This window comes from Pseudoxanthomonas koreensis (assembly GCF_010093225.1).
GTDB lineage: Bacteria > Pseudomonadota > Gammaproteobacteria > Xanthomonadales > Xanthomonadaceae > Pseudoxanthomonas > Pseudoxanthomonas koreensis.
This window is the reverse complement of sequence record NZ_PDWM01000008.1, coordinates 56,624-77,958: the sequence shown is the minus strand read 5'-3', so window position 1 is coordinate 77,958 and position 21,335 is coordinate 56,624. Positions and strand designations below refer to the sequence as shown.

The 21,335-nt window shown below is 71.0% G+C and carries 22 protein-coding genes and 1 tRNA gene; 8 read left to right on the top strand and 15 right to left on the bottom strand.

The annotated features are described in order from the left end of the window. Positions 1-15: 15 nt before the first annotated feature. Positions 16-1,089, bottom strand: a complete 1,074-nt coding sequence (gene hppD, locus CSC64_RS04290; RefSeq protein WP_162434083.1) for a 4-hydroxyphenylpyruvate dioxygenase — start codon at positions 1,087-1,089, stop codon at positions 16-18. A gap of 145 nt (positions 1,090-1,234) precedes the next feature. Here hppD and CSC64_RS04285 point away from each other — a divergent pair, with 145 nt between their 5' ends. Continuing rightward, entirely contained in the window at positions 1,235-1,747 is a 513-nt protein-coding gene (locus tag CSC64_RS04285) for a MarR family winged helix-turn-helix transcriptional regulator (RefSeq protein WP_162434082.1), read from the top strand. Positions 1,748-1,764: 17 nt separating this feature from the next. On the opposite strand, the gene CSC64_RS04280 is transcribed toward CSC64_RS04285, so the two are convergent. The 3 genes from CSC64_RS04280 to CSC64_RS04265 all read right to left on the bottom strand — a co-directional run bounded on the left by CSC64_RS04280 (position 1,765) and on the right by CSC64_RS04265 (position 5,254). Beyond that, positions 1,765-2,364, bottom strand: coding sequence for a thioredoxin domain-containing protein (locus CSC64_RS04280; RefSeq protein WP_162434081.1), 600 nt, complete (start codon positions 2,362-2,364; stop codon positions 1,765-1,767). A 2-nt stretch (positions 2,365-2,366) separates the two neighbouring features. Next, positions 2,367-4,184: a peptide MFS transporter gene (locus tag CSC64_RS13930; protein WP_238389753.1), complete on the bottom strand. Its 1,818-nt coding sequence runs from the start codon at positions 4,182-4,184 to the stop codon at positions 2,367-2,369. A gap of 206 nt (positions 4,185-4,390) precedes the next feature. Next, positions 4,391-5,254, bottom strand: a complete 864-nt coding sequence (locus CSC64_RS04265; protein ID WP_162434080.1) for a tryptophan 2,3-dioxygenase — start codon at positions 5,252-5,254, stop codon at positions 4,391-4,393. Positions 5,255-5,474: 220 nt separating this feature from the next. On the opposite strand from CSC64_RS04265, the gene pdhA reads away from it, so the two are divergent. The 3 genes from pdhA to CSC64_RS04250 all read left to right on the top strand — a co-directional run bounded on the left by pdhA (position 5,475) and on the right by CSC64_RS04250 (position 9,243). Then, a complete protein-coding gene (gene pdhA / locus CSC64_RS04260; RefSeq protein WP_162434079.1) occupies positions 5,475-6,557 on the top strand; it encodes a pyruvate dehydrogenase (acetyl-transferring) E1 component subunit alpha in 1,083 nt (360 codons plus the stop codon). Between the two features lie 88 nt (positions 6,558-6,645). Beyond that, complete coding sequence (locus CSC64_RS04255) at positions 6,646-7,644, top strand: alpha-ketoacid dehydrogenase subunit beta (protein WP_162434101.1); 999 nt, start codon at positions 6,646-6,648, stop codon at positions 7,642-7,644. Positions 7,645-7,839: 195 nt separating this feature from the next. After that, the gene (locus CSC64_RS04250) at positions 7,840-9,243 is read left to right on the top strand and encodes a dihydrolipoamide acetyltransferase family protein (protein WP_162434078.1); all 1,404 of its coding nucleotides are present in this window, start codon (positions 7,840-7,842) and stop codon (positions 9,241-9,243) included. A 23-nt stretch (positions 9,244-9,266) separates the two neighbouring features. On the opposite strand, the gene CSC64_RS04245 is transcribed toward CSC64_RS04250, so the two are convergent. The 3 genes from CSC64_RS04245 to CSC64_RS04235 all read right to left on the bottom strand — a co-directional run bounded on the left by CSC64_RS04245 (position 9,267) and on the right by CSC64_RS04235 (position 12,124). Further along, the gene (locus CSC64_RS04245) at positions 9,267-10,196 is read right to left on the bottom strand and encodes an MBL fold metallo-hydrolase (RefSeq protein ID WP_162434100.1); all 930 of its coding nucleotides are present in this window, start codon (positions 10,194-10,196) and stop codon (positions 9,267-9,269) included. Positions 10,197-10,454: 258 nt separating this feature from the next. Beyond that, a complete protein-coding gene (locus CSC64_RS04240; RefSeq protein WP_162434077.1) occupies positions 10,455-10,763 on the bottom strand; it encodes a hypothetical protein in 309 nt (102 codons plus the stop codon). Further along, a complete protein-coding gene (locus tag CSC64_RS04235; RefSeq protein ID WP_162434076.1) occupies positions 10,763-12,124 on the bottom strand; it encodes a tryptophan--tRNA ligase in 1,362 nt (453 codons plus the stop codon). Before CSC64_RS04235 ends, CSC64_RS04240 begins: the two co-directional genes overlap by 1 nt. A 115-nt stretch (positions 12,125-12,239) precedes the next feature. Between CSC64_RS04235 and CSC64_RS04230 the strand changes: the two genes are divergently transcribed. Next, positions 12,240-13,091, top strand: a complete 852-nt coding sequence (locus tag CSC64_RS04230; RefSeq protein ID WP_162434075.1) for a hypothetical protein — start codon at positions 12,240-12,242, stop codon at positions 13,089-13,091. A 110-nt stretch (positions 13,092-13,201) separates the two neighbouring features. On the opposite strand, the gene rocF is transcribed toward CSC64_RS04230, so the two are convergent. Next, positions 13,202-14,128 carry an arginase gene (rocF, locus tag CSC64_RS04225; protein ID WP_162434074.1) on the bottom strand — a complete coding sequence of 309 codons (927 nt, stop codon included), beginning with the start codon at positions 14,126-14,128 and terminating at the stop codon, positions 13,202-13,204. Positions 14,129-14,400: 272 nt separating this feature from the next. Between rocF and CSC64_RS04220 the strand changes: the two genes are divergently transcribed. Further along, positions 14,401-14,616 (top strand): hypothetical protein, encoded by a 216-nt coding sequence (locus CSC64_RS04220; protein WP_162434073.1) that lies wholly within the window; start codon positions 14,401-14,403, stop codon positions 14,614-14,616. 130 nt (positions 14,617-14,746) lie between these two features. Here the strand turns inward: CSC64_RS04220 and CSC64_RS04215 are convergent. The 4 genes from CSC64_RS04215 to birA form a co-directional block, all read right to left on the bottom strand. Continuing rightward, a tRNA-Thr gene (locus CSC64_RS04215) sits at positions 14,747-14,822 on the bottom strand. A 15-nt stretch (positions 14,823-14,837) separates the two neighbouring features. Further along, positions 14,838-15,227: an SPOR domain-containing protein gene (locus tag CSC64_RS04210; RefSeq protein WP_162434072.1), complete on the bottom strand. Its 390-nt coding sequence runs from the start codon at positions 15,225-15,227 to the stop codon at positions 14,838-14,840. Positions 15,228-15,561: 334 nt separating this feature from the next. Next, a complete protein-coding gene (locus CSC64_RS04205; protein ID WP_162434071.1) occupies positions 15,562-16,350 on the bottom strand; it encodes a type III pantothenate kinase in 789 nt (262 codons plus the stop codon). Then, positions 16,347-17,315 (bottom strand): bifunctional biotin--[acetyl-CoA-carboxylase] ligase/biotin operon repressor BirA, encoded by a 969-nt coding sequence (gene birA / locus CSC64_RS04200; protein ID WP_162434070.1) that lies wholly within the window; start codon positions 17,313-17,315, stop codon positions 16,347-16,349. Before birA ends, CSC64_RS04205 begins: the two co-directional genes overlap by 4 nt. A gap of 129 nt (positions 17,316-17,444) precedes the next feature. Between birA and CSC64_RS04195 the strand changes: the two genes are divergently transcribed. Together CSC64_RS04195 and CSC64_RS04190 are read left to right on the top strand one after the other, a co-directional pair. Next, the gene (locus tag CSC64_RS04195) at positions 17,445-17,732 is read left to right on the top strand and encodes a hypothetical protein (RefSeq protein ID WP_162434069.1); all 288 of its coding nucleotides are present in this window, start codon (positions 17,445-17,447) and stop codon (positions 17,730-17,732) included. Continuing rightward, positions 17,699-18,490 carry a M90 family metallopeptidase gene (locus tag CSC64_RS04190; RefSeq protein ID WP_162434099.1) on the top strand — a complete coding sequence of 264 codons (792 nt, stop codon included), beginning with the start codon at positions 17,699-17,701 and terminating at the stop codon, positions 18,488-18,490. Before CSC64_RS04195 ends, CSC64_RS04190 begins: the two co-directional genes overlap by 34 nt. A gap of 156 nt (positions 18,491-18,646) precedes the next feature. Here the strand turns inward: CSC64_RS04190 and CSC64_RS04185 are convergent, their stop codons facing one another. The 3 genes from CSC64_RS04185 to CSC64_RS04175 all read right to left on the bottom strand — a co-directional run bounded on the left by CSC64_RS04185 (position 18,647) and on the right by CSC64_RS04175 (position 21,285). Next, positions 18,647-20,083, bottom strand: coding sequence for an ATP-binding protein (locus tag CSC64_RS04185; RefSeq protein ID WP_162434068.1), 1,437 nt, complete (start codon positions 20,081-20,083; stop codon positions 18,647-18,649). 31 nt (positions 20,084-20,114) lie between these two features. Next, on the bottom strand, positions 20,115-20,798 hold the full coding sequence (locus tag CSC64_RS04180) for a response regulator transcription factor (protein ID WP_162408490.1): 684 nt from the start codon (positions 20,796-20,798) through the stop codon (positions 20,115-20,117). Positions 20,799-20,868: 70 nt separating this feature from the next. After that, on the bottom strand, positions 20,869-21,285 hold the full coding sequence (locus CSC64_RS04175) for a hypothetical protein (RefSeq protein WP_425501667.1): 417 nt from the start codon (positions 21,283-21,285) through the stop codon (positions 20,869-20,871). Between the last annotated feature and the right edge of the window lie 50 nt (positions 21,286-21,335).

Sequence of the window (21,335 nt, the reverse complement as noted above, 5' to 3'; positions counted from 1 at the left end):
TTTCCAGTCGCGGCCTCAGAGCACGCCGCGGCGCATCTGGTCGCGCTCGATGCTCTCGAACAGGGCCTGGAAGTTGCCTTCGCCGAAACCTTCGTTGCCCTTGCGCTGGATGATCTCGAAGAAGATCGGTCCCACCGCGTTCTGGGTGAAGATCTGCAGCAGCTTGCGCTGCTTGGTCTCCGGGTCGGCGTCGATCAGGATCCGGTTGCGGCGCAGCCGTTCCACGTCCTCGCCGTTGTCCGGGATGCGCTGGTCGATCACGTCGAAGTAGGTGTCCGGCGTATCCAGGAACTCCACCCCGGCCTCACGCATCTTCTCCACCGTGGCGTAGATGTCGTCGGTGAAGCAGGCGATGTGCTGGATGCCCTCGCCCTGATAGGTGTCCAGGTACTCGTTGATCTGCGACTTCGGGTCGGACGATTCGTTGAGCGGGATGCGGACCATGCCGTCCGGCGCGGTCATCGCCTTGGACAGCAGCCCGGTCTTGGCGCCCTTGATGTCGAAGTAGCGGATCTCGCGGAAGTTGAACAGCCGCTCGTAGTAGTCGGCCCACTTGGCCATGTTGCCGTGGTACAGGTTGTGGGTCAGGTGGTCGATGAAGGTCAGGCCGAAGCCCTTCGGCATCAGTTCCACGCCGGGCAGGTATTCGTAGTCCGGGTCGTGGATGGTGCCCTTCTCGTCGTAACGGTCGACGATGTAGAGCATGCAGTCGCCAATGCCCTTGATCACCGGCGCGGCCACCGCCTTGCTCAGCTCGTCCCTGGTGTCGAAGGCCTCGGCGCCGTTCCGCAGCGCCTGCGTGCGCGCCCAGTCGGCCAGCTTCTTCACCCGGATGGCGAAGCCGCAGGCGCTGGGACCGTGCTGCTCTGCGAAGCGCGCGGCGAACGAATCGGGATCCTCGTTGATGAGGAAGGTGCAGTCGCCCTGGCGCCAGGTACTGATCGGCCGGGTCCTGTGCCGCGCCACCTGGACGAAGCCGAGCTTGCCGAAATAGTCGCGCAGCTGCTGCGCCTGGCCGCCCGGGGCGGCGAATTCGACGAACTCGAAGCCGTCGATCCCCATCGGGTTGTCGAACTGGCTCACGGTCATGCCGGCGTTGTGGGAAGAAGTGGTGGGAAGTACTTGCGAATGCGCGCTCATGATGGCTTCCTGAGCAACCCCGTAGGGGAAGCGGGTTGTGGTCCAACCCCCTTTATAGTTACGTCTGCAACCATAAGCAAGGTGCCCCGCCGCAATGTCCGCCCCGAACGCCCTCGAAGCCCCCGGCACCGCGCCCGCCGCGGAGGCCACCGGCCACGCCGAACTCGCCCTGGAGAACTTCCTGCCCTACCGGCTCAGCGTGCTCTCCAACCGTGTCAGCCAGACCATCGCCGACCTCTACCAGAAGCGCTTCGGGCTGGCGATCACCGAGTGGCGGATCATGGCCGTGCTCGGCCGCTTCCCCGACCTGTCGGCCAACGAGGTCGCCGAACGCACCGCCATGGACAAGGTCGCAGTCAGCCGCGCGGTGGCCCGCCTGCTCGAGCGCAGCCTGATCAAGCGCGAGATCCACAGCGACGACCGCCGCCGCTCGGTGCTGGCGCTGTCGGAAGTGGGCTACACGGTGTACGACGAGATCGCACCGATGGCGCTGGCCTGCGAGCAGCGGCTGATCGCCACCCTCGACTGCGAGGAACGGGCCACGCTCGACCGCCTGCTGGCCAAGCTCGGCGGCCCCGGCCTGGAAGCACTGCGCGACGGCGCCTGAGCCGCCGCAACGCCGCCTCAGCGCGGCGGCGCCCACTGCTCCAGGAACGCGCCGATCCTGCTCCGGTCCGGCTTGCCCTTGCGCAGCAGGTCGACACCGGCCTGCGCGTGCAGCACCTGGCCATCGGCGTCGAGCACCAGCAGGTAGGGCGCCGGCGCTTCAGCCGCATCCGGGTACGCGGCCAGGAACGCGGCGTTGCCCGGCGTACTGCGGTCGACCTTGATCCAGATGAAGCCGGCGTCGCGGCGGTGCCGCAGCGGCGCCTCGCCCTCGATCCTGGCGTCGAGCGCGGCGCATTCGCCGCACGAAGCGTCGCCCAGTTCCAGCACGATGCGCCTGCCGCCGCGCTTGGCCTCGACCTTGGCCGTCTCCAGGTCGGCCTCGGCGCTGCGCGCCGGGTCGAACGCGGCGCCCAGCGCGGCGATCGCGGCGATGTCGGCCGCCGCGGGCGTGTTGCCCGAGGCGACCGGCTCGCTCACGTCGGCGACGGGCGGCTTCCGCGGCGTGGTGTCCACCGGCAGCGGCGGCCCGGAAGGCGGCGCCGGCTCCTGCCCGCCGCAGGCGGACAGGCGCAGCAGCAACAGCGCGGACACGGCCACGCCACGGACACCCGCCATCCTTACTTCACCCCGTGCATCAGCTTCTGGATCAGCGGTGCGATCAGGAACAGCAGCACGCCGCTGCCCATCAGGATCCAGAACCCGAGCGTGTAGCCGGTGAAGGCCGATTCCACGGTCATGCCGGTTTCGCCGCTGATGTGGCTGGCAAAGATGCCCGACAGGTTGTTGCCAATGGCGGTCGACAGGAACCAGCCGCCCATGCCGAAGCCGACCAGGCGCACCGGCGCCAGCTTGGTCACCATCGACAGGCCAATCGGCGACAGGCACAGCTCGCCGACCGACTGGATCACGTAGACCATGAACAGGGTCCAGAACGGGATCTTGAGGGTCTGCGGATCGACCAGGCTGGACAGGGCGAACATCAGCAACAGGAAGGCGAGGCCGTTGAAGATGATGCCGAAGCCGAACTTGCGCGGGATCGACGGGTTGAGCGTGCCGGCGGCGTTGCCGAAATCGATCCGCGTCGCCCACGCGCCCAGGACCAGGATGAGCGCGGAGATCGCGAAGAAAGCCCAGCCCGGCAGCACGCCCAGACCGCTCAGGCGGTGCATCGCCAGGATCGCGAACAGGGTCGAAACCACGCCCACAACCAAGCGAACCAGGCGCATGGCGCCCAGGTTGGGCTCAATCTTGCTGAGCCTGACCCAGAGCCAGGCCAGCACCGGCGCCAAGGCGATGATCGCCACCGAATTCACCGACTGGAACCAGCCGACCGGGAAGATCCAGCCACTGAAGTCGCGGTTGACGATGTTCTGCGCAAGGAAGTTGAACGAGCTGCCGGCCTGTTCGAAGAAGCACCAGAACAGCACGTTGAACACGAAGATGATCAGCATGGCGATGGCCATGTCGCGCCGGACCGCACCATCGCGGAAGCCTTCGACCAGGATCAGCACGCACAAGGCCAGGAACAGTCCGCCCAGGATCCAGGCCAGCACCGTCGCGGCCGACAGGGTCTTTTCGTAGTCCAGCACGCCATTGACGAGCACCGGATCAATCACCCCAACGTTCAACAGCAGCTTGGCCACCAGCTCAGCGAAGCCACCTCCCAGCAGGTAGTAGATCACCGGGATCGCCGCCAAGGTGGCCAAGGTCACCCACAGCACGCGCTGGGGACTCGCTGCTCCCTCCAGGGGACGACCGATACCGCCCAGCTGGCGGCGACCGAACCAGAACCACACCAGGCTGATCACCATGCCGACGCCGGAGGCGATAAACACGGCCTTGTACGCCGGCATCTCGGGCGAACCGCCGAACATGCGTTCGGCAAGCCAACCGGTCAGCAATGGTGCAATCATCGCCCCGAGGTTGATGCCCATGTAGAACAGGGTGAAGCCCGAATCGCGGCGCTCGTCGCCCGCCGTGTACAGCTTGCCGACCATGGTCGAGATGTTCGGCTTGAACAGGCCGTTGCCGGCGATGATCGTGGCCAGGCCGAACTTGAATATCTGTTCGTTCGGCACGGCGATCATGAACAAGCCGACCGCCATCACCACGGCGCCCAACAGGATCGACCGCTGGTAGCCGATGATGCGGTCGGCGACGTAACCGCCGAACAGCGCCGCCGCATACACCAGCGCCAGGTAGGCGCCATACAGCCGGCTGGCCGACGCCTCGCCGGCGCTGTCGCCGCCGTAGAACTGGGCGACGATGTACAGGGCCAGCGCCCAGCGCATGCCGTAGAAGGCGAACCGCTCCCAGAACTCGGTCATGAACAGCATCCACAGCGGACGCGGATGGCCGAGGACCTGCGGGAACTCGGGTGGCGCGGGCGGCTGCGGCGGGACCGCGGCCTTGGGCTCGACGACGTCGGCGCTCATGGACTTCCTTTGCTTCTTCAATGGGTTTCGGGACGGGCCGATGGCGCTTCAGGGCCCCCGGAGTGGGCCGAGAATCACCGACGGCGACGGCGCGCGTCAATGCGACGGGGTCGGCGGGAGCGCCCGCGAACCCGCTGTTTTTCCTTCCCTGTCAAAGGTTTGTGCGCCCGGCGGGCGCCACGGCGCGGGTCCTGCCGCGCCCTGCCTCACCCGGGCCCGATGCTGGTCCGCACCTCGAACAGCTCCGGGAAGAAGGTCAGTTCCAAGGCCTCCTTGAGGAATCCCACCCCGCTGGAACCGCCGGTGCCGCGCTTGAAGCCGATGATCCGCATCACCGTGCGCATGTGCCGGAAGCGCCACAGCTGGAACTGGGTTTCCAGGTCGACCAGGTCCTCGCACAGCGAGTACTCGCGCCAGTAGCGGTCGGTGTCCTCGTAGATCCGCTCGAACACCGGCCGCAGCGCCGGGTCGGACACGTGCGCGGCGCTCCAGTCGCGGCCGTCCTCCAGGTACTGCGCCGGGATGGCGTGGCCGAAACGGGCCAGGTAGCGCAGGAACTCCTCGTACAGGCTGGGCAGCTCGAGCTCGCCGCGCAGCGCCGCCTGGCCGTCCGGGTCGTGGGCGAACACCCGCACCATGCCGGCGTTCTTGTTGCCCAGCAGGAACTCCACCGCCCGGTACTGCAGCGACTGGAAACCCGACGAAGGCCCGAGCAGGTGGCGGAAGCCCATGTATTCGGACGGGGTCAGCGTCTCCAGCACCGACCACTGCTCGGTCAGCTGGCGCAGCACCTGCTTGCTGCGCGCCAGCACCTTGCGGCACTGCCAGACCTGGTCGTCCTTGAGGAACTCTCGCGCGGCCTGCAGTTCGTGCATCAGCAGCTTCAGCCACAGCTCCGAGACCTGGTGCTGGACGATGAACAGCATCTCGTCGTGGTGCGGCGGGTCGGACAGCGGCGCCTGCGCCGACAGCAGGCGGTCCAGGTGCAGGTAGCCGGCGTAGGTCATCCGCCCCTGCAGGTCGGTGTGGATGCCCGGTTCGAGCGGACGCTGGTTCTTGTCGAGGGTCATCGGGGCTGGTGGCACGGCGCAGGTGGGCCGGGAAGGGTAACGCAGCCGGGGCCGGCGGCGTCCCGGGCCTCCCGCGCGGCGCCAGGTGCGCCCCCGGGGCGGCCGCCGCAAGTCCGCGGAATACAAGCGATGTTGCGCTGCACGGAGGGTTTTGAGCAGGTATTCCGTACCATGTGCAACTTTCCAGTACGTTTTCCAGCCCCGCGGCTGGTGCCATGCCATGACCCAAGCAGCAAGCTTCCAGATCGACTACCTGCAATACCTCGGCGCGGACGGCCAGCCGGTCCGCGAGTTCCCGCCCGCCCTGCGCGACCCCGCCGCGTTGCTGCCGCTGTTCAAGCAGATGCTGTACGTGCGCACCTTCGACACCAAGGCGATCGCCCTGCAGCGCACCGGCAAGCTCGGCACCTACGCGCCGTGCCTGGGCCACGAGGCCACCCACGTCGGCATCGGCGCGGCGATGGCTGAGGGCGACGTGTATGCGCCCAGCTACCGCGAGTACGGCGTGCTGTTCATGCGCGGCGTGCGCCCGCGCGAGGTGCTGCTGTACTGGGGCGGCGACGAGCGCGGCAACGACTTCCAGCAGGGCGCCGCGCGCCACGACTTCCCGTTCTGCGTGCCGATCTCGACCCAGTGCCTGCACGCGGCCGGCGCGGCGCTGGCGTTCCAGCTGCGCGGCGAGCCGAACGTGGCGGTGGCCACCTGCGGCGACGGCGGCACCTCCAAGACCGACTTCTACGCCGCGCTGAACTCGGCCGGCGCCTACAAGCTGCCGCTGGTGCTGGGCGTGGTCAACAACGGCTGGGCGATCTCGGTGCCGCGCTCGGCGCAGACCGGTGCCCAGACCCTGGCCCAGAAGGGCATCGCCGGCGGACTGTTCTGCCTGCAGGTGGACGGCAACGACCTGGTCGCGGTGCTGGAGGCCATGCGCATCGCCACCGAGCGCGCGCGCAAGGGCGAAGGCGGCAGCGTGATCGAGTTCATGACCTACCGCCTGTCCGACCACACCACCGCCGACGACGCCCGCCGCTACCGCGACGACGCCGAGGTCAAGGCCGCCTGGAAGGAGGAGCCGCTGCTGCGCCTGCGCACCTGGCTCACCGCGCAGGGCGCGTGGAGCGAGGCCGAGGAAGCGGCCTGGAAGGAAGAATGCGAGCGCCTGGTGGCGATCGAGGTCGATGCCTACCTTGCCACCGCGGTGCAGCCGGTGGAGGCGATGTTCGACTACCTGTACGCCGATCCGCCGCCGGAGCTGCTGGCCCAGCGCGCGGCCGCCATTGCCATGGAGCAGCGCCATGGATGACATCCGCCAGACCCGCGACTCCCACGCCGGCGCCACCGAGGCCGGCCACATCGATGCCGCGCGCACTCCCGTCCGTGGAGGACAGCCGATGACCGCCACGCCCGTTGCCGCCCCGATCACCCTGATCGAAGCCATCACCCAGGCGCTGGCCTGGGAACTGCAGCACGATCCCACCGTACTGGTGCTGGGCGAGGACGTGGGCGTGAACGGCGGCGTGTTCCGCGCCACCGCCGGCCTGCAGCAGAAGTTCGGCGCGCAGCGCGTGCTCGACACGCCGCTGGACGAGACCACCATCGCCGGCCTGTCGATCGGCCTGGCCGCGCAGGGCATGAAGCCGGTGGCCGAGGCCCAGTTCGACGGCTTCGTCTACCCGATGGTCGACCACCTCATCTGCCACGCTGCGCGCCTGCGCAACCGCACCCGCGGCCGCCTGCACTGCCCGATGGTGCTGCGCGTGCCGTGGGGCGGCGGGATCCGCGCGCCGGAACACCACAGCGAGGCCAACGAGGCGATCTTCACCAACGTGCCGGGCCTGCGCGTGGTCATGCCGTCCTCGCCGCAGCGCGCCTACGGCCTGCTGCTGGCCGCGATCCGCGATCCGGACCCGGTGATCTACATGGAGCCCAAGCGGATCTACCGGCAGTACAAGGAGCTGGTGGCCGACGACGGCGAGGCGCTGCCGCTGGACGTGTGCTTCGTCCTGCGCGACGGCACCGATGTCACCCTGGTCGCCTGGGGCGCGCAGGTGAAGGAAGCGCTGGAAGCGGCCGACGCGCTGGCGAAGGACGGCATCAGCGCCGAGGTGATCGACGTGGCCACCCTGCGCCCGCTGGACTTCGACACCATCGCCGAGTCGGTCTCGCGCACCGGCCGCTGCGTGATCGTGCAGGAAGCCCCGCGCACCGCCGGCTTCGGCGCCGAGATCGCCGCGCGCCTGGCCGAGTCGTCGATGTACGACCTGGTCGCGCCGGTCGAGCGCGTCACCGGCTGGGACACGCACATCCCGCTGTTCCGCCTGGAAATGAAGTACCTGCCGAGCGTGGAGCGGATCGTGGCCGCGGCGAAGCGCGCGGTGGCGCAGGGCTGATCCCGCCAGCTCCTCCCTTCCACCGCGGCGGAAGGGAGGCCGGGCGGATGTGCTTGCCCGGGTCCTCGCGTTCCGCGACCGCGGGAAGCAAGATCACCCTTTCCCCGCCCCTGCGCCGCGCGCGGGGGTGCAAGACAAGACACCGGCCCCGCGGCAACGCCGGGCCGACGACCAGACGACATTCGAGAGATCCCGATGAACGACACCAAGACCTTCCACCTTCCCGACCTGGGCGAAGGCCTACCCGACGCGACCATCGTCGAGTGGTTCGTCAAGGAAGGCGACACCGTGCGCCTGGACGAACCGCTGGTGTCGATGGAGACGGCCAAGGCCGTGGTCGAAGTGCCCTCGCCGGTATCCGGCAAGGTGGTGCGGCTGGCCGGCGGCGCCGGCGACATCGTCGTCACCGGCGCGATGCTGGCCGTGTTCGAACCCGATGCGTCGCTGCCGCAGCGTGCCGAGGGCCAGGACACCGGCCACCACCACGGCGGCGGCCACGCGGCGCCGGCGAAAGCGGTGGCCAGCGACGACGGCGGCGAACTGCCGGTGCAGCCGGCCCCGTCCGACGCGCGCGGCGGCGACGCCGGCACCGTGGTCGGCGCGATGCAGAGTTCCGATGCGGTGCGCAGCGAGCAGGCGATCTCGGTCGGCGGGGTCAAGGCGATGCCGGCCGTGCGCGCGCTGGCCAGGAAGCTGGGCGTGGACCTGGCCCGCGTGCGCGCCACCGGCGCCGACGGCACCGTCACCCAGGCCGACGTGAAGAACGCTGCTGCCAATCCCTCGGCCCTGCTCTCCTCCGCCCTTGCGGGAGGGACCGGGGGAGCGGGTACGGCGCAGGCCGCGCGGCAAGCGGTCGCCGCAGCGGCAGCCGCCCCGCAACCGGCTGCGCAGCGCACGCCGGTGTCCGCCGCCGGCAAGCCGATGCGCACCCGCCCGCCGGGCACGGAAACGGTCGCCGCCAGTGGCCAGCCCGAACAGCTCAAGGGCGTGCGCCGCAACATGGCGCGGGTGATGGCGGATGCGCACAGCAAGGTGGTGCCGACCACCCTGGTCGACGACGCCGACCTGCACGCCTGGATCGGCAGGCAGGACATCACCTCGCGCCTGGTCCGCGCGATCGTCGCCGCGTGCAAGGCGGTGCCGGCGCTCAACGCCTGGTTCGACGGCGACGCGCTGGCGGTCACCCGCCATCCGCACGTGGACGTGGGCATCGCGGTGGATACCGACGATGGCCTGTTCGTGCCCGCGCTGCGCAACGCCGACATGCTCGACGCGCGCGGCATCCGCGAAGGCATCAACCGCCTGCGCGCGCAGGTCGAAGAACGCTCGCTCCCGGCGAGCGAGCTGTCCGGCTACACCATCTCGCTGTCCAACTTCGGCATGTTCGCCGGCCGCTACGCCACCCCGGTGGTGGTGCCGCCGTGCGTGGCCATCGTCGGTGCCGGCAAGCTCAGCCACGACGTGGTCGCGGTGATCGGCGGCATCGAGGTGCACCGCCGCCTGCCGATCTCGCTGACCTTCGACCACCGCGCCGCCACCGGCGGCGAGGCCGCGCGCTTCCTCAAGGCGCTGCTGGACGACATGGCGCAGCCGCAGTAGGTCAGAGGAGCCTCGAACCGCCACTACCGTCGGCTGCGGTCGAGCCAGATCTCCAGCCCCTGCGCGTTGAGTTCGATGTCCATCTCCAGCAGCCGCAGCACCGCCGCGTCGTCCACCGCGCAGCCGTGCGCCTGCGCGCGCTCGAGGTAATAACCGGAAAGCGCCGCGACCAGCGCGCGGTGGCGATCGGGCCCGCCATCGCAGGCCTGCGCCAGCGAGACCATCGCATCGACCTGTTCGTGCAGCTCGGCGGCCAGCCGCGCCACGTCGGTCACGCGGCCGAAGTGGGTCAGGTACATCGCCTGCGGCGACTCGGCCATCATCCGCGCGATCGAAGCCTGCATCGCCTCCGGCTCGAACTGCACCGGCGAGGAGGTCGGCAGGATGAAGGCGCCGTGCTCGCTGTCCAGTTCGCGGTAGGACAGGCCGAAAGTGTCGCCGGTGAACCAGCTGCGGCTGCGCGCGTCCCAAACGCACAGGTGGTGGCGCGCATGCCCGGGCGTGTCGATGCAGCGCAGCGCGCGCCCGGCCAGGTCCACGACGTGGCCGTCTTCGGCCACCACCACGCGCGCGGCCGGCACCGGCACCAGTTCGCCGTAGTGGCGCGCGAACTCTTCCTCGCCGTAGACCGCGGTGGCCCCGGCGACCAGCCGCGCCGGATCGACCATGTGCGGCGCCGCGCGCGGATGCGCGACCAGGCGCGCATTGGGCAGTTGCCGCATCAGGGTGCCGGCGCCGCCGGCATGGTCGAGGTGGACGTGGGTGAGGACCAGCCAGTCCACGTCGGCGGGCGCCAGGCCGGCCGCATCCAGCGCCGACAGCAGCGCCGGCACGGTGTGGTTGGTGCCGCAATCGATGAAGGCACCGCGGCCCTGCTCCACCACCAGGTAGGCCGCGTCGAAACGCGGACGCACATACCCGGTGTCGATGGTGTGGATGCCCTGTTCCGGCATGACCCGCCCTTCCCTGTCGTGCGTCTCCAGCTTCACCCGGCCATCCTAGTCAGGCCCTTGCGCATGAGCGATCCGGCTTTGGTCGAATGCGCGGCAAACGGCCCCCGCCCGTCCCCTGTAGGAGCCCACTTCAGGGGGCGACCCGACCAGGTCCAAGGCGCACCGTTCAACGCACAACCACCGGAGCGGTCGCGTTGAACGCAGTGGTGATCAGGGCGCGTCGGGTCGCCCCCTGAAGTGGGCTCCTACAAGAGCGCGTCAGCGGGCACGCCAGCGCTCGAGCAGGCGCATGCGCAGCGGCACCGCCAGCGCCAGCACCGCCAGGAACGCACCGTAGGCGTACAGCACCGCCAGCACCTGGCGCCAGATCGGCCCGCTGCCGCTGTCGGCCACGCCCATCCGGTAGCCCCAGTGCATGCCCAGGATGCTCAGCACCAGCGACAGCAACAGCGTGGCCGTGTCGAACGCGCGCCGGGCCAGCGGCCGCGGCGTGCGCGGATAGAACCAGTACAGCGCGCCCAGCAGCGCGAACCACGGCAGGAACAGGATCAGCGACAACCAGGCCATCAGTCCTCCACCGCCGCCAGCTGCCGCAACGCGTCCAGGATCCCGTCCACGCCCGCCAGTCCCTCGCCCAGCGTGCCGATCCTCTCGCCGAGCAGGCCGACCGCGCGCGCCTCCATCTCGTGCAGCGCGTCCAGCCCCTCGCGCCGCAGCCGTGCGATCACCTGGCCGGCGTCGCGCGGCGATGCGTGGCCGTCGCCCTGCAGCAGCAGGCGGCCTTCGCCGTCGACCAGCTTGAAGTGGAAACGGCCATCGGCTTCGCGGTACTGCTTGATCTGCGGCAGCTTCGCCGCAGTGCCGCGGGTCTTGGCGACGGCCGCCTGCGGCGCCATGAACCGCCCCAGGCCAACCGCACGCTGCAGCCCGTCGAGCAGGGGCACGGTGACGTCGCGCGCCTTGCGCGCGCCTTCCTGCAGGATCTCCTCCAGCTGCGCCGGCCTGGCCACCAGCTGCGCGTACTGCTCGCGCATCGGCGCCACCGCCTCGTCGATGATCGCGAACAGGCGCTGCTTGGCATCGCCCCAGCCGATGCCGTCGGCGAAGGCGTGGCGCATCTCTTCGGTCTGCGCCGGCGTGGCGAACGCCTGGTACAGCTGGAACAGCGCCGACCCTTCGGTGTCCTTGGCCTCGCCGGGCACGCGCGAATCGGTGCGGACGGACATCACCAGCTTCTTCAGCTCCGCCGGCGGCGCGAACAGCGGGATGGTGTTGTCGTAGCTCTTGGACATCTTGCGGCCGTCCAGGCCCGGCAGCGTGGCCACGTTCTCGTCGATCTGCACCTCCGGCAGCACCAATGGCTCGCCGTCCAGGCCGGTCGCGGCACGCCAGGCGTCGCCGTAGAGGTGGTTGAAACGCTGGCCGATGTCGCGCGCCATCTCGATGTGCTGGATCTGGTCGCGGCCCACCGGCACCTTGTGCGCGCCGAAGGCGAGGATGTCGGCAGCCATCAGCACCGGGTACATGTACAGGCCGGCGGTGACGGCGAAGTCCGGGTCCTCGCCGGTGTCTGTGTTCCTGTCCACCGCCGCCTTGTAGGCATGGGCGCGGTTGAGCAGGCCCTTGGCGGTGACGCAGGTCAGCAGCCAGGTCAGCTGCGGGATCTCGACGATGTCCGACTGCCGGTAGAAGGTCACCTTCTGCGGATCCAGCCCGCAGGCCAGCCAGGTCGCGGCGATCTCCAGCCGCGAGCGGGCGATGCGCTGTGGGTCGTCGGCCTTGATCAGGGCGTGGTAGTCGGCGAGGAAGAAGAAGCTCTCCACGCCCGGCGCGCGGCTGGCGGCGATGGCGGGGCGGATCGCACCGGCGTAGTTGCCCAGGTGCGGGGTGCCGGTGGTGGTGATGCCGGTAAGGACTCTGACGGTCATGGCAGATGCAGCGGGGGGACCGGGCGATTCTACCGCGCCGCCCGCGCGCGCCGGCGCCAACCCCGGCGGACGCGGCCGGACGTTCACCCTGTCGAGCCCCCACCGGAACGAGACGATGAAGCGCACGATCCCGCGACTGTCACTGGGCCTGCCACTGGCCCTGTTGCTTGCCCTGGCCTGCTTTCCCACGCTGGCCGCGGGCCTGCTGCGCCCGTCCGCGCCCCTGGTCGAACTGCACGTGGTCGACCGCGACAGCGGCGAAGTCCTGCCGCAGTACCGCCACCACGGCGAGCAGTGGCTGCCCGGCGAACCGGGGCGGCACTACGCGGTACGCCTGCGCAACCGCAGCCCGGGGCGCGTGCTGGTGGTGCTGTCGGTGGACGGGATCAACGCCGTCAGCGGCCAGACCGCCGATCCGCGCCAGGCCGGCTACGTGCTCGGCCCGTGGCAGACGCTCGACGTCGACGGCTGGCGCAAGTCGCTGGGCAGCGTGGCGCGGTTCGTGTTCGTCGACCCGGCGGCGAGTTATGCCGCACGCACCGGGCGCCCTGACAACATCGGCGGGATCGGCGTGGCCGGGTTCCGCGAAGCGCGCGCCGCACCGCCGGTCGGCATCGCCGCCACCGCGCCGCGTGCGGGCGAAGTGCAACGCACGGAGGGAATGAAGCCGGCGCCGCGTGCAGCCGCCACCGCCGACGCGAGCGCCCGCCAGGAGTCCGCCGCTGCGCCCGGCCTGGGCACCGGCCATGGCAGCATCGAGGCCTCGCGGGCATACGCGACCACGTTCGAACGCCAGTCTCGCCCGGCGCAGCTGACCCAGGTGCGGTATGACACCTGGTATGCGCTGCAGTCACGCGGCATCGCCATCGACCCGCCGCCGTATCCGCGCCCCGCATGGAACGATGCGCCGCAGGCATTCCCCGGCGGCTTCGTGGCTGATCCGCCGTGCTGCACGTGGCGACGCTGAGAGCGCTAGCGCTCGCCGCCGCGCGGCGCGGTGGCGGCGATGCCGCCGGGCTTGGCGGCCAATCTGGCCGCGGCCCCGTGCGACGGGCGTGAATGCGCGCCCTCGGGAATTCAGTCGCGCATCAGGGTCGACTTGCCGAACAGGCTCTCCACCAGGTCCACCGCCAGCTGCCCGGTCGCATTGTGGTTGTCCAGCACCGGATTGAGTTCGACGATGTCCAGCGACCCCATCCTGCCTGTGTCGGCGATCATCTCCATCACCAGCTGCGCCTCGCGGTAGTTGGGGCCGCCGGGGACGACGGTGCCGACGCCCGGGGCGATGCCGGGATCGAGGAAGTCCACGTCGAAGCTGACGTGCAGGTGGGTGTCGGCATCCACCCCGTCCAGCGCCTCCACCATCACCCGCTTCATCCCGACCTCGTCGATGTAGCGCATGTCGTAGATGTCCAGCCCGTGCTGCCGCACCAGCCGCTTCTCATCCGGATCCACCGAGCGGATGCCGATCTGGCGGATCTGGTCGGGCTGCAGCGCCGGCGCATCGCCGCCACCCAGCCGGGTCAGCGCGTCGGGGCCGAGGCCGCACAGGCACGCGACCGGCATGCCGTGCACGTTGCCCGAGGGCGTGATCGCGCGGGTGTTGAAGTCCGAATGCGCGTCCAGCCAGAGCACGCGCAGCTTGCGCCCGGTCTCGCGGCAGTGGCGCGCCACCGCGCTGATCGAGCCGACCGCCAGGCAATGGTCGCCGCCGAGCATCACCGGCATGCGGCCGTCGCGCAGTTCGCGCAGGCTGGCCTCCATCAGCGCGCTGTTCCAGGCCACCACCTGTTCCAGGTGCCGGTACCCGTCCACCGGCGACTGCCAGGGATTGGCAGGCCCGGCCAGGTTGCCGCAGTCGCGCACGTCCACGCCGCGCCCGGTCAGCGCCTCGGCCAGGCCGGCGATGCGCAGGGCCTCCGGGCCCAGCGACGAACCACGGTGGCCGGCGCCGATGTCGGTGGGGACGCCGATGAGGGAGACGGGCAGGTAGCTTCGAGCCATGGGAAGGTTTCGCACGGAAGTATTGGCGGCCAGTGTATCCGGCGCACACCGCCATACGGTGGCGGGCCCGGATTAGGAATTTTCCTACCCCACTTCCCGGCATTCCCCGACTGCCCGAAGCGTGATCCGGTCGGCAATCTGGACGGGCCCCGGCAGAGGGCATGCATGGGAAATGGATACCGCTCTGCTAAGGACAAGGCCACCGGCTGGATGCCGGGCCGGGGACCTCCTTCCGCCAGGGCGGCGCCTGGAGAATGCACGGGAGTGCAGGCATGAACACTGCTTCCATCCTGCAGGTAGTCGGATCACATGGCGGATGGCGGCTGATCGACAACGGCCGCCCCTCGTTCTGGTTCCTCGAGCGCGACCAGGCCCTGCAGATCGCCCGGGTCATCGCCGACTCGCGCGCTGGCCTGCGCCTGATCCCCACCTCCATCGAGGTCGAGAACCCGGCTGGGCAGATGGAGCTGGTGGCGAACTACCTCTGAAAGCGACGGCGGCCGGGCCATCGATTCGGACCGCGAACCCGTCACGCCATCCGGCCGAAGACCCGCGGGATCCGGCGACGCTCGACTGGCGGCTGCGCGTGCACGTCAGGCACACGGCGCGGGCGGGAACTGGTGCCGCTTATCCGATTCGAACGGATGACCTACCGCTTACAAGGCGGTTGCTCTACCAGCTGAGCTAAAGCGGCGATGCCCGGCCGATTCTATCGCGGCGCGCAGTCGCGGTCCTGCGCGGCCGGGAAGGCCGAGCGCACGGCGGCGGCGTCGGTGGTGGCGCCGTCGAGCCACCAGCGCGAGGTGCCGCTGCCGCCCTGCGCGCGGACCTCGGCCGGGAAGCCGGCCGCACGCAGAGCGGTGGCGCGGCGTTCGGCGGTGTCGCGACTGCGGTAGCTGCCCAAGGCGATGGCGTTGGCTTCGGCGCCCTGGCGCAGGACCAGGAAGTCCTGGAAGCCGGCGGCGGCGATGCGGTCGGCGGTGGCCTGCGCCTGCTCGCGGTCCGGATGCGGCGGCAGCAGCACGCGGTAGCCGGTCGCGCCGACCGCTTCTTCCTGGATCGTGGCCTGCAGCAGCGCGCCCAGTCCGGCCTGCGCCACCTGTGCGGCATCGCGGTCGGCGAACGGCCCCAGGCGCAGGCAGTTGGCCGCAGCCGTGGCGGGCGAAGCAGCGGGGTCCGCATCGTCGCCTCGGCACCATTGGCGTCATCGCCAGGGGCCTCGCCGGCAGCGGGTCCGGCCGCGGCGACGGCTGCCGCGGCCGCCGGCGCTTCCGGCGTCGGCATCGGCAGCAGCCGCAGTTCGCCGCCGCCCTGGTCGGAGACCGGCGGCGGCGCCTGCGGCGGCTCGGGCCGCAGCAGCCACCAGGCGGCCACGCCCAGGTTGAGGGCGACGAGGATGACGATCAGCGCGCGGGCGAACATGGGCGGCGATTCTAGCCGAGCGGGTCGGCCGGGCCGGGGCGTTCGTCGTCGGCGTCTTCGGCCTGCGCCGCCCACACCGCCAGTCCTTCCAGCACCAGCGCCGGGCGCAGCGTCGCCGCCGGCAGCAGCGGCAGCAGCGCCTCGGCACCCCCGCCGTGCAGCAGCAGTTCCGGCTCGCGGCCCAGGCGCAGCGCGGCCTGTCGCAGCGAACGCTCGACCAGCGCCGCCGCCGCGCCGTCGCAGCCGGAAGCGAGCGCATCTTCGGTGTCGCCGGCGAACTCGGCGTAGCGGCCACCCGCGGCGGGCAGCTGCGCGGCGCGCTGGTGCAGCGCCTGGCGCATCAGCGCCGGCGAGGGCGCGATGCGGCCGCCATGGTGCAGGCCGGAGGCGTCGAGCAGGTCGATGGTCAGGGCGGTGCCGACACCGGCCACGAGCACGTCTCCAGTACTGGCCTGCGTGAGCCTGCGCGCCGCCAGCAGCGCCAGGAACCGGTCGACGCCGAGCCTGTCCGCCTGCCGGTAGGCCAGGCGCACGCCTGCGCATTCGGCCTGCGTCTGCACCAGCTGCACCTGATCGAAGCGCCCGCGCAGCAGGCCCAGCATCTGCGTGGTCAGCGCCGGTGCGGCCACGCTGGCCCCCCAGGCGCGCCGGCCGCGCGGAAGGGCGCCGTGGCTGGCGTCACCGCCGGCCAGCGCGTCGGCGCCATGCGGCCAGGCGAGGACTTCGCCGACCGCGCTGGCGGTCAGGCGCGGCGCGGCCTTGAAGCGCGAATTGCCCAGGTCGAACAGCCAGTCGCTCATCGTGCCCTCACGCTCACTTCTCCTGCGTGGAAGATCCGTTCGCCGCTGGCGGTGGCCACGCGCAGGCCGCCATCGCTGGCCAGCCCGGCCGCCTCGCCTTCGATCACTGCCGCGCCGGACAGGACCCGCAGCGGCCGGCCGGCCAGGGCATCCAGTACCGCGTAGCGCGGCAGGAACGGCGCCAGGCCTTCGCGGTCGAATGCGTCCAGCGCCGGCAACAGGTGGGCCAGGACCGCGGCGGCGATGGCATTGCGCGGCGGCAGCGCGGCTGCGCCGGCCAGCTGCGCCAGGTCGATCCAGGGCTGGTCGATGGCGGCCGCGGCCGCCGTGGGCAGGCGCACGTTGAGGCCCAGGCCCACCACCGCATGCACCGGCCCGGCGTGTTCGCCGCCGCCCTCCACCAGCAGACCGGCAAGCTTGCGGTCGCCGGCGACCAGGTCGTTGGGCCATTTCAACCCGACCTGGCCGAAGCCCAGCGCACGCAGCGCCTCGGCCACCGCCACGCCGGCCACCAGGCTGAGCCCGCCCAGGCGCGCCAGGCCGCCGTCGAAGCCGCGGCGCACCGACAGGCTCACCTGCGCGCCCAGCGGCGAAGTCCAGGCCCGCCCCATCCGGCCGCGGCCGGCGGTCTGGCGTTCGGCCAGGAGCACGGCGCTGCCGGCCGGCGGCGGGCGCCGCAGCAGCTCGCTGTTGGTCGAATCCAGGGTCCAGGCCACTTCCAGCGCCTCCACGTCAGCGGCGACCGCGGCCGGCAGCGCAGCCCGCAGCGCAGCCGCGTCGAGCAGGTCGGGCGCCCGGCGCAGGACGTAGCCCTGGCCGGCCTGGGCCTCGATCTCCACCCCGGCCTCGCGCAGCGCCTGGACCCGCTTCCAGACCGCGGCGCGGGTGACCCCGGCCGTGCGCGCGAGCGCATCGCCGGACACCGCGCCGGCGCCCAGCCGGAGCAGCAGTTCGCGATCGTCCAAGCCGGAATCCCCGCCGTGCGTCCCTGAAGCGCGGATTATCGCCCCGTTCCGCGACCCCGGCCCAGCCACATGCCGATACCCGCCGGCCGCGCTATAGTCGGGACTTCGCCCAGGTCGACGAACCCGCCGATGCGCCGCCTGACCCCGCTCCTGCTGCTTGCCGTCTCCTCTCTGTGCTGGGCTGGCCCGGAGGACGACGCGCCGAAGAAGGCCGCATGCGTGTACGCGCGTCCGGTGGCCACCGCCAACGCGGGCGAAGCCGACGCACCGCAGGCCCGCCCGGCCACGCCGTCGGCGGCACGGACCACCGCGCCGAAGCCGGCCGCCGGTGGCAGCGGCGGCGGCGAAGCCGACGCGGTGCTGCCGCGCGGGCGCGGCAACCGCTGGCACAGTTTCCTGCCGGGCATGTTCCGCTGATCAAGACGCTGTCGCGCTGGCTGCGGCCGCGCGCCCCGACCCTCGACGACGCACCGTGGCAGGCCGCCTGCGCGCAACTGCCGTGGGCGGCCGCGCTCGAGCCTGCGCGGCGCGAACGCCTGCGCGCCCTGGCCGCGCGCTTCCTGCACGAGAAAACCGTGACTCCGCTCGGCGGCCTGCAACTGGCCGACGACCAGCGCGTGCTGCTGGCCGCGCTGTGCTGCCTGCCGCTGCTCGAGTTCGGCGAGGCCGGCCTGCGTGGCTGGTCGCAGCTGCTGGTGTACCCGGATGCGTTCCGGGTGCGGCGCAGCCACGTGGACGCAGCCGGCGTGCTGCACGAATGGGACGACGAACTGATCGGCGAGGCCTGGGACCACGGCCCGCTGATCCTGTCCTGGGCCGACGTGCAGGCCGATATCGCCGAACCGGACGCCGGCTACTGCGTGGCCGTGCACGAGATGGCGCACAAGCTCGACGCGCTCGACGGCGAGCTCGACGGCACCCCGCCGCTGCCGTCGCGCTGGCAGCGCGGATGGGCGCGCGATTTCCAGCGCGCCTACGATGCGTTCTGCACGCGGGTGGATGCCGGCGGGGAGACCGCGATCGATCCGTACGCCGCCGAGGCGCCGGAGGAATTCTTCGCCGTGGCGACCGAATACCACTTCTCCGCGCCGTGGCTGCTGGAGCAGGAGATGCCCGAGGTGGCCGCGCACCTGGCGCGCTTCTACGGCCCGTCGCCCTTCCATCCCCCGGTGTAGGAGCCCACTTCAGGGGGCGACCCGATGTGGTCTGAGGCGCGCCGCTCGACGCGCACGCTCCGGAGCGGTCGCGTTGAACACGGCGGTGGGCAGGGCATGTCGGGTCGCCCCCTGAAGTGGGCTCCTACAGAGAGCGCCACGGGATGCGGTGGGGGTTCAGAGGCCCGGCGGGAGGGTGACTTCGAAGCGGGCGCCGCCCAGTTCGGGCGAGCGCATCACCTGCAGTTCGCCGCGGTAGTCGCGGACCAGGTCCTGCACGATCGACAGGCCGATGCCATGGCCCTGCACGCGCTCGTCGCCGCGCACGCCGCGCTGCAGGACCCTGGCCACGCCCTCCGGCGGGATGCCGGGGCCGTCGTCGTCCACCGCCAGCAGCAGGCCGGCGCGGCGGTTGGGCGTGGCCGGCCCCGGCCGCGCGGTGAACAGCACGCGGTGCTGCGCCCACTTGAAGGCGTTTTCCAGCAGGTTGCCGAGCAGTTCCTGCAGGTCGCCCGGTTCGCCGTAGAACTGCACGCCGGCGGCGATGTCGAACTCGCACAGCACGTTGCGCGAGGCGTAGACCTTTTCCAGGCCGCGCACGATCTCCTCGGCGGTGGATTCGATCGGCACCGGCGCCGAGAACAGCTTGTGGCCGCCGGAGGCGGCACGCGCCAGCTGGTAGGAGACCAGGTCGTTCATGCGCTTGAGCTGGGCATCGACCTCGGCGCGCAGGCCCTCCTCGCGCGGCTGGCCGTCGCTGGCCCCCGAATCGAGCTGGGTGCGCAGCACCGCCAGCGGCGTCTTCAGGCTGTGCGCCAGGTCGGCCAGGGTGTTGCGCTGGCGCTCCAGGTGCTCGCGTTCGCTGTCGATCAGCGCGTTGATGCTCCCGGTCAGCGGTTCGAGCTCGCGCGGGTGGCGCTCGCTCATGCGCTGCAGCTGGCCGCGCTGCACCCGGACCAGTTCGGCGATCACCCGCTGCAGCGGGCGCAGGCTCCAGTTGAGGACCACCACCTGCAGCAACAGCAGGATCAGCCCGGCGCCACCCAGGTACACCCACAGTGCGGCGCGGAACACGCGCACCTGAGCGGCCAGCGTCTGCGCGTCCTCCATCACGAAGATGGTGTACGGGAATTCGCTGTCCGGGCCGCGCTCGGCCCAGACCAGGCCGATGCCGTAGCGGTAGACCTCGCCCGGGCCACCGTCGATCTGGGTCATCACCAGCGGGCCATCGAAGCGCTCCTGGCGCGGCCCCAGCTGGCCGGCGACTTCGGGCAGCAGCGGCCCTTCGGCCGACAGCGAGGCCCAGTGCCCGTTGGGCATCACCACCTCGGCGTAGAGGCCGCTGCCGGGCCGGTGGAAGCGCGGGTCCGGGCCCAGTTCGGGCGTGTACAGCGAACCGTCGCGGCCGAAATCGATGTTGTCGGCATACGCCATGGCGTAGCTCTTCAGCCGCTGGCGCAGGTTGTTCGCGGCGGTCTCGGCGAAGGCGCGGTCCAGGGCGATGCCGGCCAGCATCAGGAACGCGAGCAGGCCCACGCTGGCGGCAGTGAGCTGCCGCGCCTTGAGCGAACGCGGCCGCCACGGCTTGAACGCGCCGAGTCCCTTGCGCTCCACTGCGTCCCCGCGCGCGCCAGCCGCCGCCCGGTCAGCCGTCGGTGCGGGCGATGGCGAAACGGTAGCCGCGGCCGCGCACGGTCTCGATCGGCTTCAGCTCGCCGTCCGGGTCCAGCTTCTTGCGCAGGCGGCCGATGAAGACCTCCAGCACGTTGGAGTCGCGGTCGAAGTCCTGCTGGTAGATGTGCTCGGTGAGATCGGCCTTCGAGACCAGTTCGCCGGCATGCATCATCAGGTACTCGAGCACCTTGTACTCGTAGCTGGTGAGGTCGACGTTGCTGCCGGACACGCTGACCGTCTGCGCAGCCAGGTCCAGCGCCACCGGGCCGCATTCGAGCACCGGCTTGCTCCAGCCGGCGGCGCGGCGGACCAGGGCGTTGAGCCGGGCCAGCAGTTCCTCGACGTGGAAGGGTTTCACCAGGTAGTCGTCGGCGCCCTGCTTGAGGCCTTCGACCTTGTCCTGCCAGCTCGAACGGGCGGTGAGGATCAGCACCGGGAAGTTCTTGCCCTCGTCGCGCAGGGCCTTGACCAGCTCCATGCCCGACATCTTCGGCAGGCCCAGGTCGATGATGGCCACGTCGAATGGCACCTCACGGCCCATGTACAGGCCTTCCTCGCCATCCTGCGCGGCATCGACCGCGAAACCTTCGCGCTTGAGCCGTGCGGCCAGCGTTTCCCGCAGCGGCGCTTCGTCTTCGACCAGAAGGATACGCATGCACTCTCCCTGAGTTGCGATTGTCGAGTTGCAAATCCCGGCGCCGGCCTCCGGGCCGGCGATCCATTGTCTACGGTTCGCCGTTATCGGCGTGTCGCGGCACGCGGCGGGTACCGCCCTCCGGCGGCGCGTCCATGTAGCGGACCCGGCCACGGTCGTCCATGTACTTCACCCGGGTGATGCTGCGCCCTTCGTATGGCACCTGCTCGACCCCGAGGATCTGGCCGCGGGTCGTACGCTGGACCCGGCGGATGGCGTCGGACACCGAGCGTGCGTTCTGCTGGCCTGCCGTGGGCCCGGTCTGGCGCCGCTGGCTCTCCTGCGCCTCGCGCGGCGCACCCATGCGCACGGCCGACGGCGGCGCGCCACCCTCGCGGGCCTGCGGCGCCGGTCCGGGCGGCCCGCGCGGCGGCTCCTGCGCACCGGCCGCCGACACGCCCAGGGCGAGCGGCAGCAGGACGATGGCAAGCGGAAACAGACGGGGCATCACGCTTCTCTAACGGACAGTGGCTGCAATGGCAAATCCCGCCTCCTGGA

Bases quoted from the DNA above. Each gene is read 5' to 3' on its own strand.
- hppD (WP_162434083.1), bottom strand. From the start codon at position 1,089: ATGACCGTGAGCCAGTTCGACAACCCGATGGGGATCGACGGCTTCGAG.
- CSC64_RS04285 (WP_162434082.1), top strand. From the start codon at position 1,235: ATGTCCGCCCCGAACGCCCTCGAAGCCCCCGGCACCGCGCCCGCCGCG.
- CSC64_RS04280 (WP_162434081.1), bottom strand. From the start codon at position 2,364: ATGGCGGGTGTCCGTGGCGTGGCCGTGTCCGCGCTGTTGCTGCTGCGC.
- CSC64_RS13930 (WP_238389753.1), bottom strand. From the start codon at position 4,184: ATGAGCGCCGACGTCGTCGAGCCCAAGGCCGCGGTCCCGCCGCAGCCG.
- CSC64_RS04265 (WP_162434080.1), bottom strand. From the start codon at position 5,254: ATGACCCTCGACAAGAACCAGCGTCCGCTCGAACCGGGCATCCACACC.
- pdhA (WP_162434079.1), top strand. From the start codon at position 5,475: ATGACCCAAGCAGCAAGCTTCCAGATCGACTACCTGCAATACCTCGGC.
- CSC64_RS04255 (WP_162434101.1), top strand. From the start codon at position 6,646: ATGACCGCCACGCCCGTTGCCGCCCCGATCACCCTGATCGAAGCCATC.
- CSC64_RS04250 (WP_162434078.1), top strand. From the start codon at position 7,840: ATGAACGACACCAAGACCTTCCACCTTCCCGACCTGGGCGAAGGCCTA.
- CSC64_RS04245 (WP_162434100.1), bottom strand. From the start codon at position 10,196: ATGCCGGAACAGGGCATCCACACCATCGACACCGGGTATGTGCGTCCG.
- CSC64_RS04240 (WP_162434077.1), bottom strand. From the start codon at position 10,763: ATGGCCTGGTTGTCGCTGATCCTGTTCCTGCCGTGGTTCGCGCTGCTG.
- CSC64_RS04235 (WP_162434076.1), bottom strand. From the start codon at position 12,124: ATGACCGTCAGAGTCCTTACCGGCATCACCACCACCGGCACCCCGCAC.
- CSC64_RS04230 (WP_162434075.1), top strand. From the start codon at position 12,240: ATGAAGCGCACGATCCCGCGACTGTCACTGGGCCTGCCACTGGCCCTG.
- rocF (WP_162434074.1), bottom strand. From the start codon at position 14,128: ATGGCTCGAAGCTACCTGCCCGTCTCCCTCATCGGCGTCCCCACCGAC.
- CSC64_RS04220 (WP_162434073.1), top strand. From the start codon at position 14,401: ATGAACACTGCTTCCATCCTGCAGGTAGTCGGATCACATGGCGGATGG.
- CSC64_RS04205 (WP_162434071.1), bottom strand. From the start codon at position 16,350: ATGAGCGACTGGCTGTTCGACCTGGGCAATTCGCGCTTCAAGGCCGCG.
- CSC64_RS04195 (WP_162434069.1), top strand. From the start codon at position 17,445: ATGCGCCGCCTGACCCCGCTCCTGCTGCTTGCCGTCTCCTCTCTGTGC.
- CSC64_RS04180 (WP_162408490.1), bottom strand. From the start codon at position 20,798: ATGCGTATCCTTCTGGTCGAAGACGAAGCGCCGCTGCGGGAAACGCTG.
- CSC64_RS04175 (WP_425501667.1), bottom strand. From the start codon at position 21,285: ATGCCCCGTCTGTTTCCGCTTGCCATCGTCCTGCTGCCGCTCGCCCTG.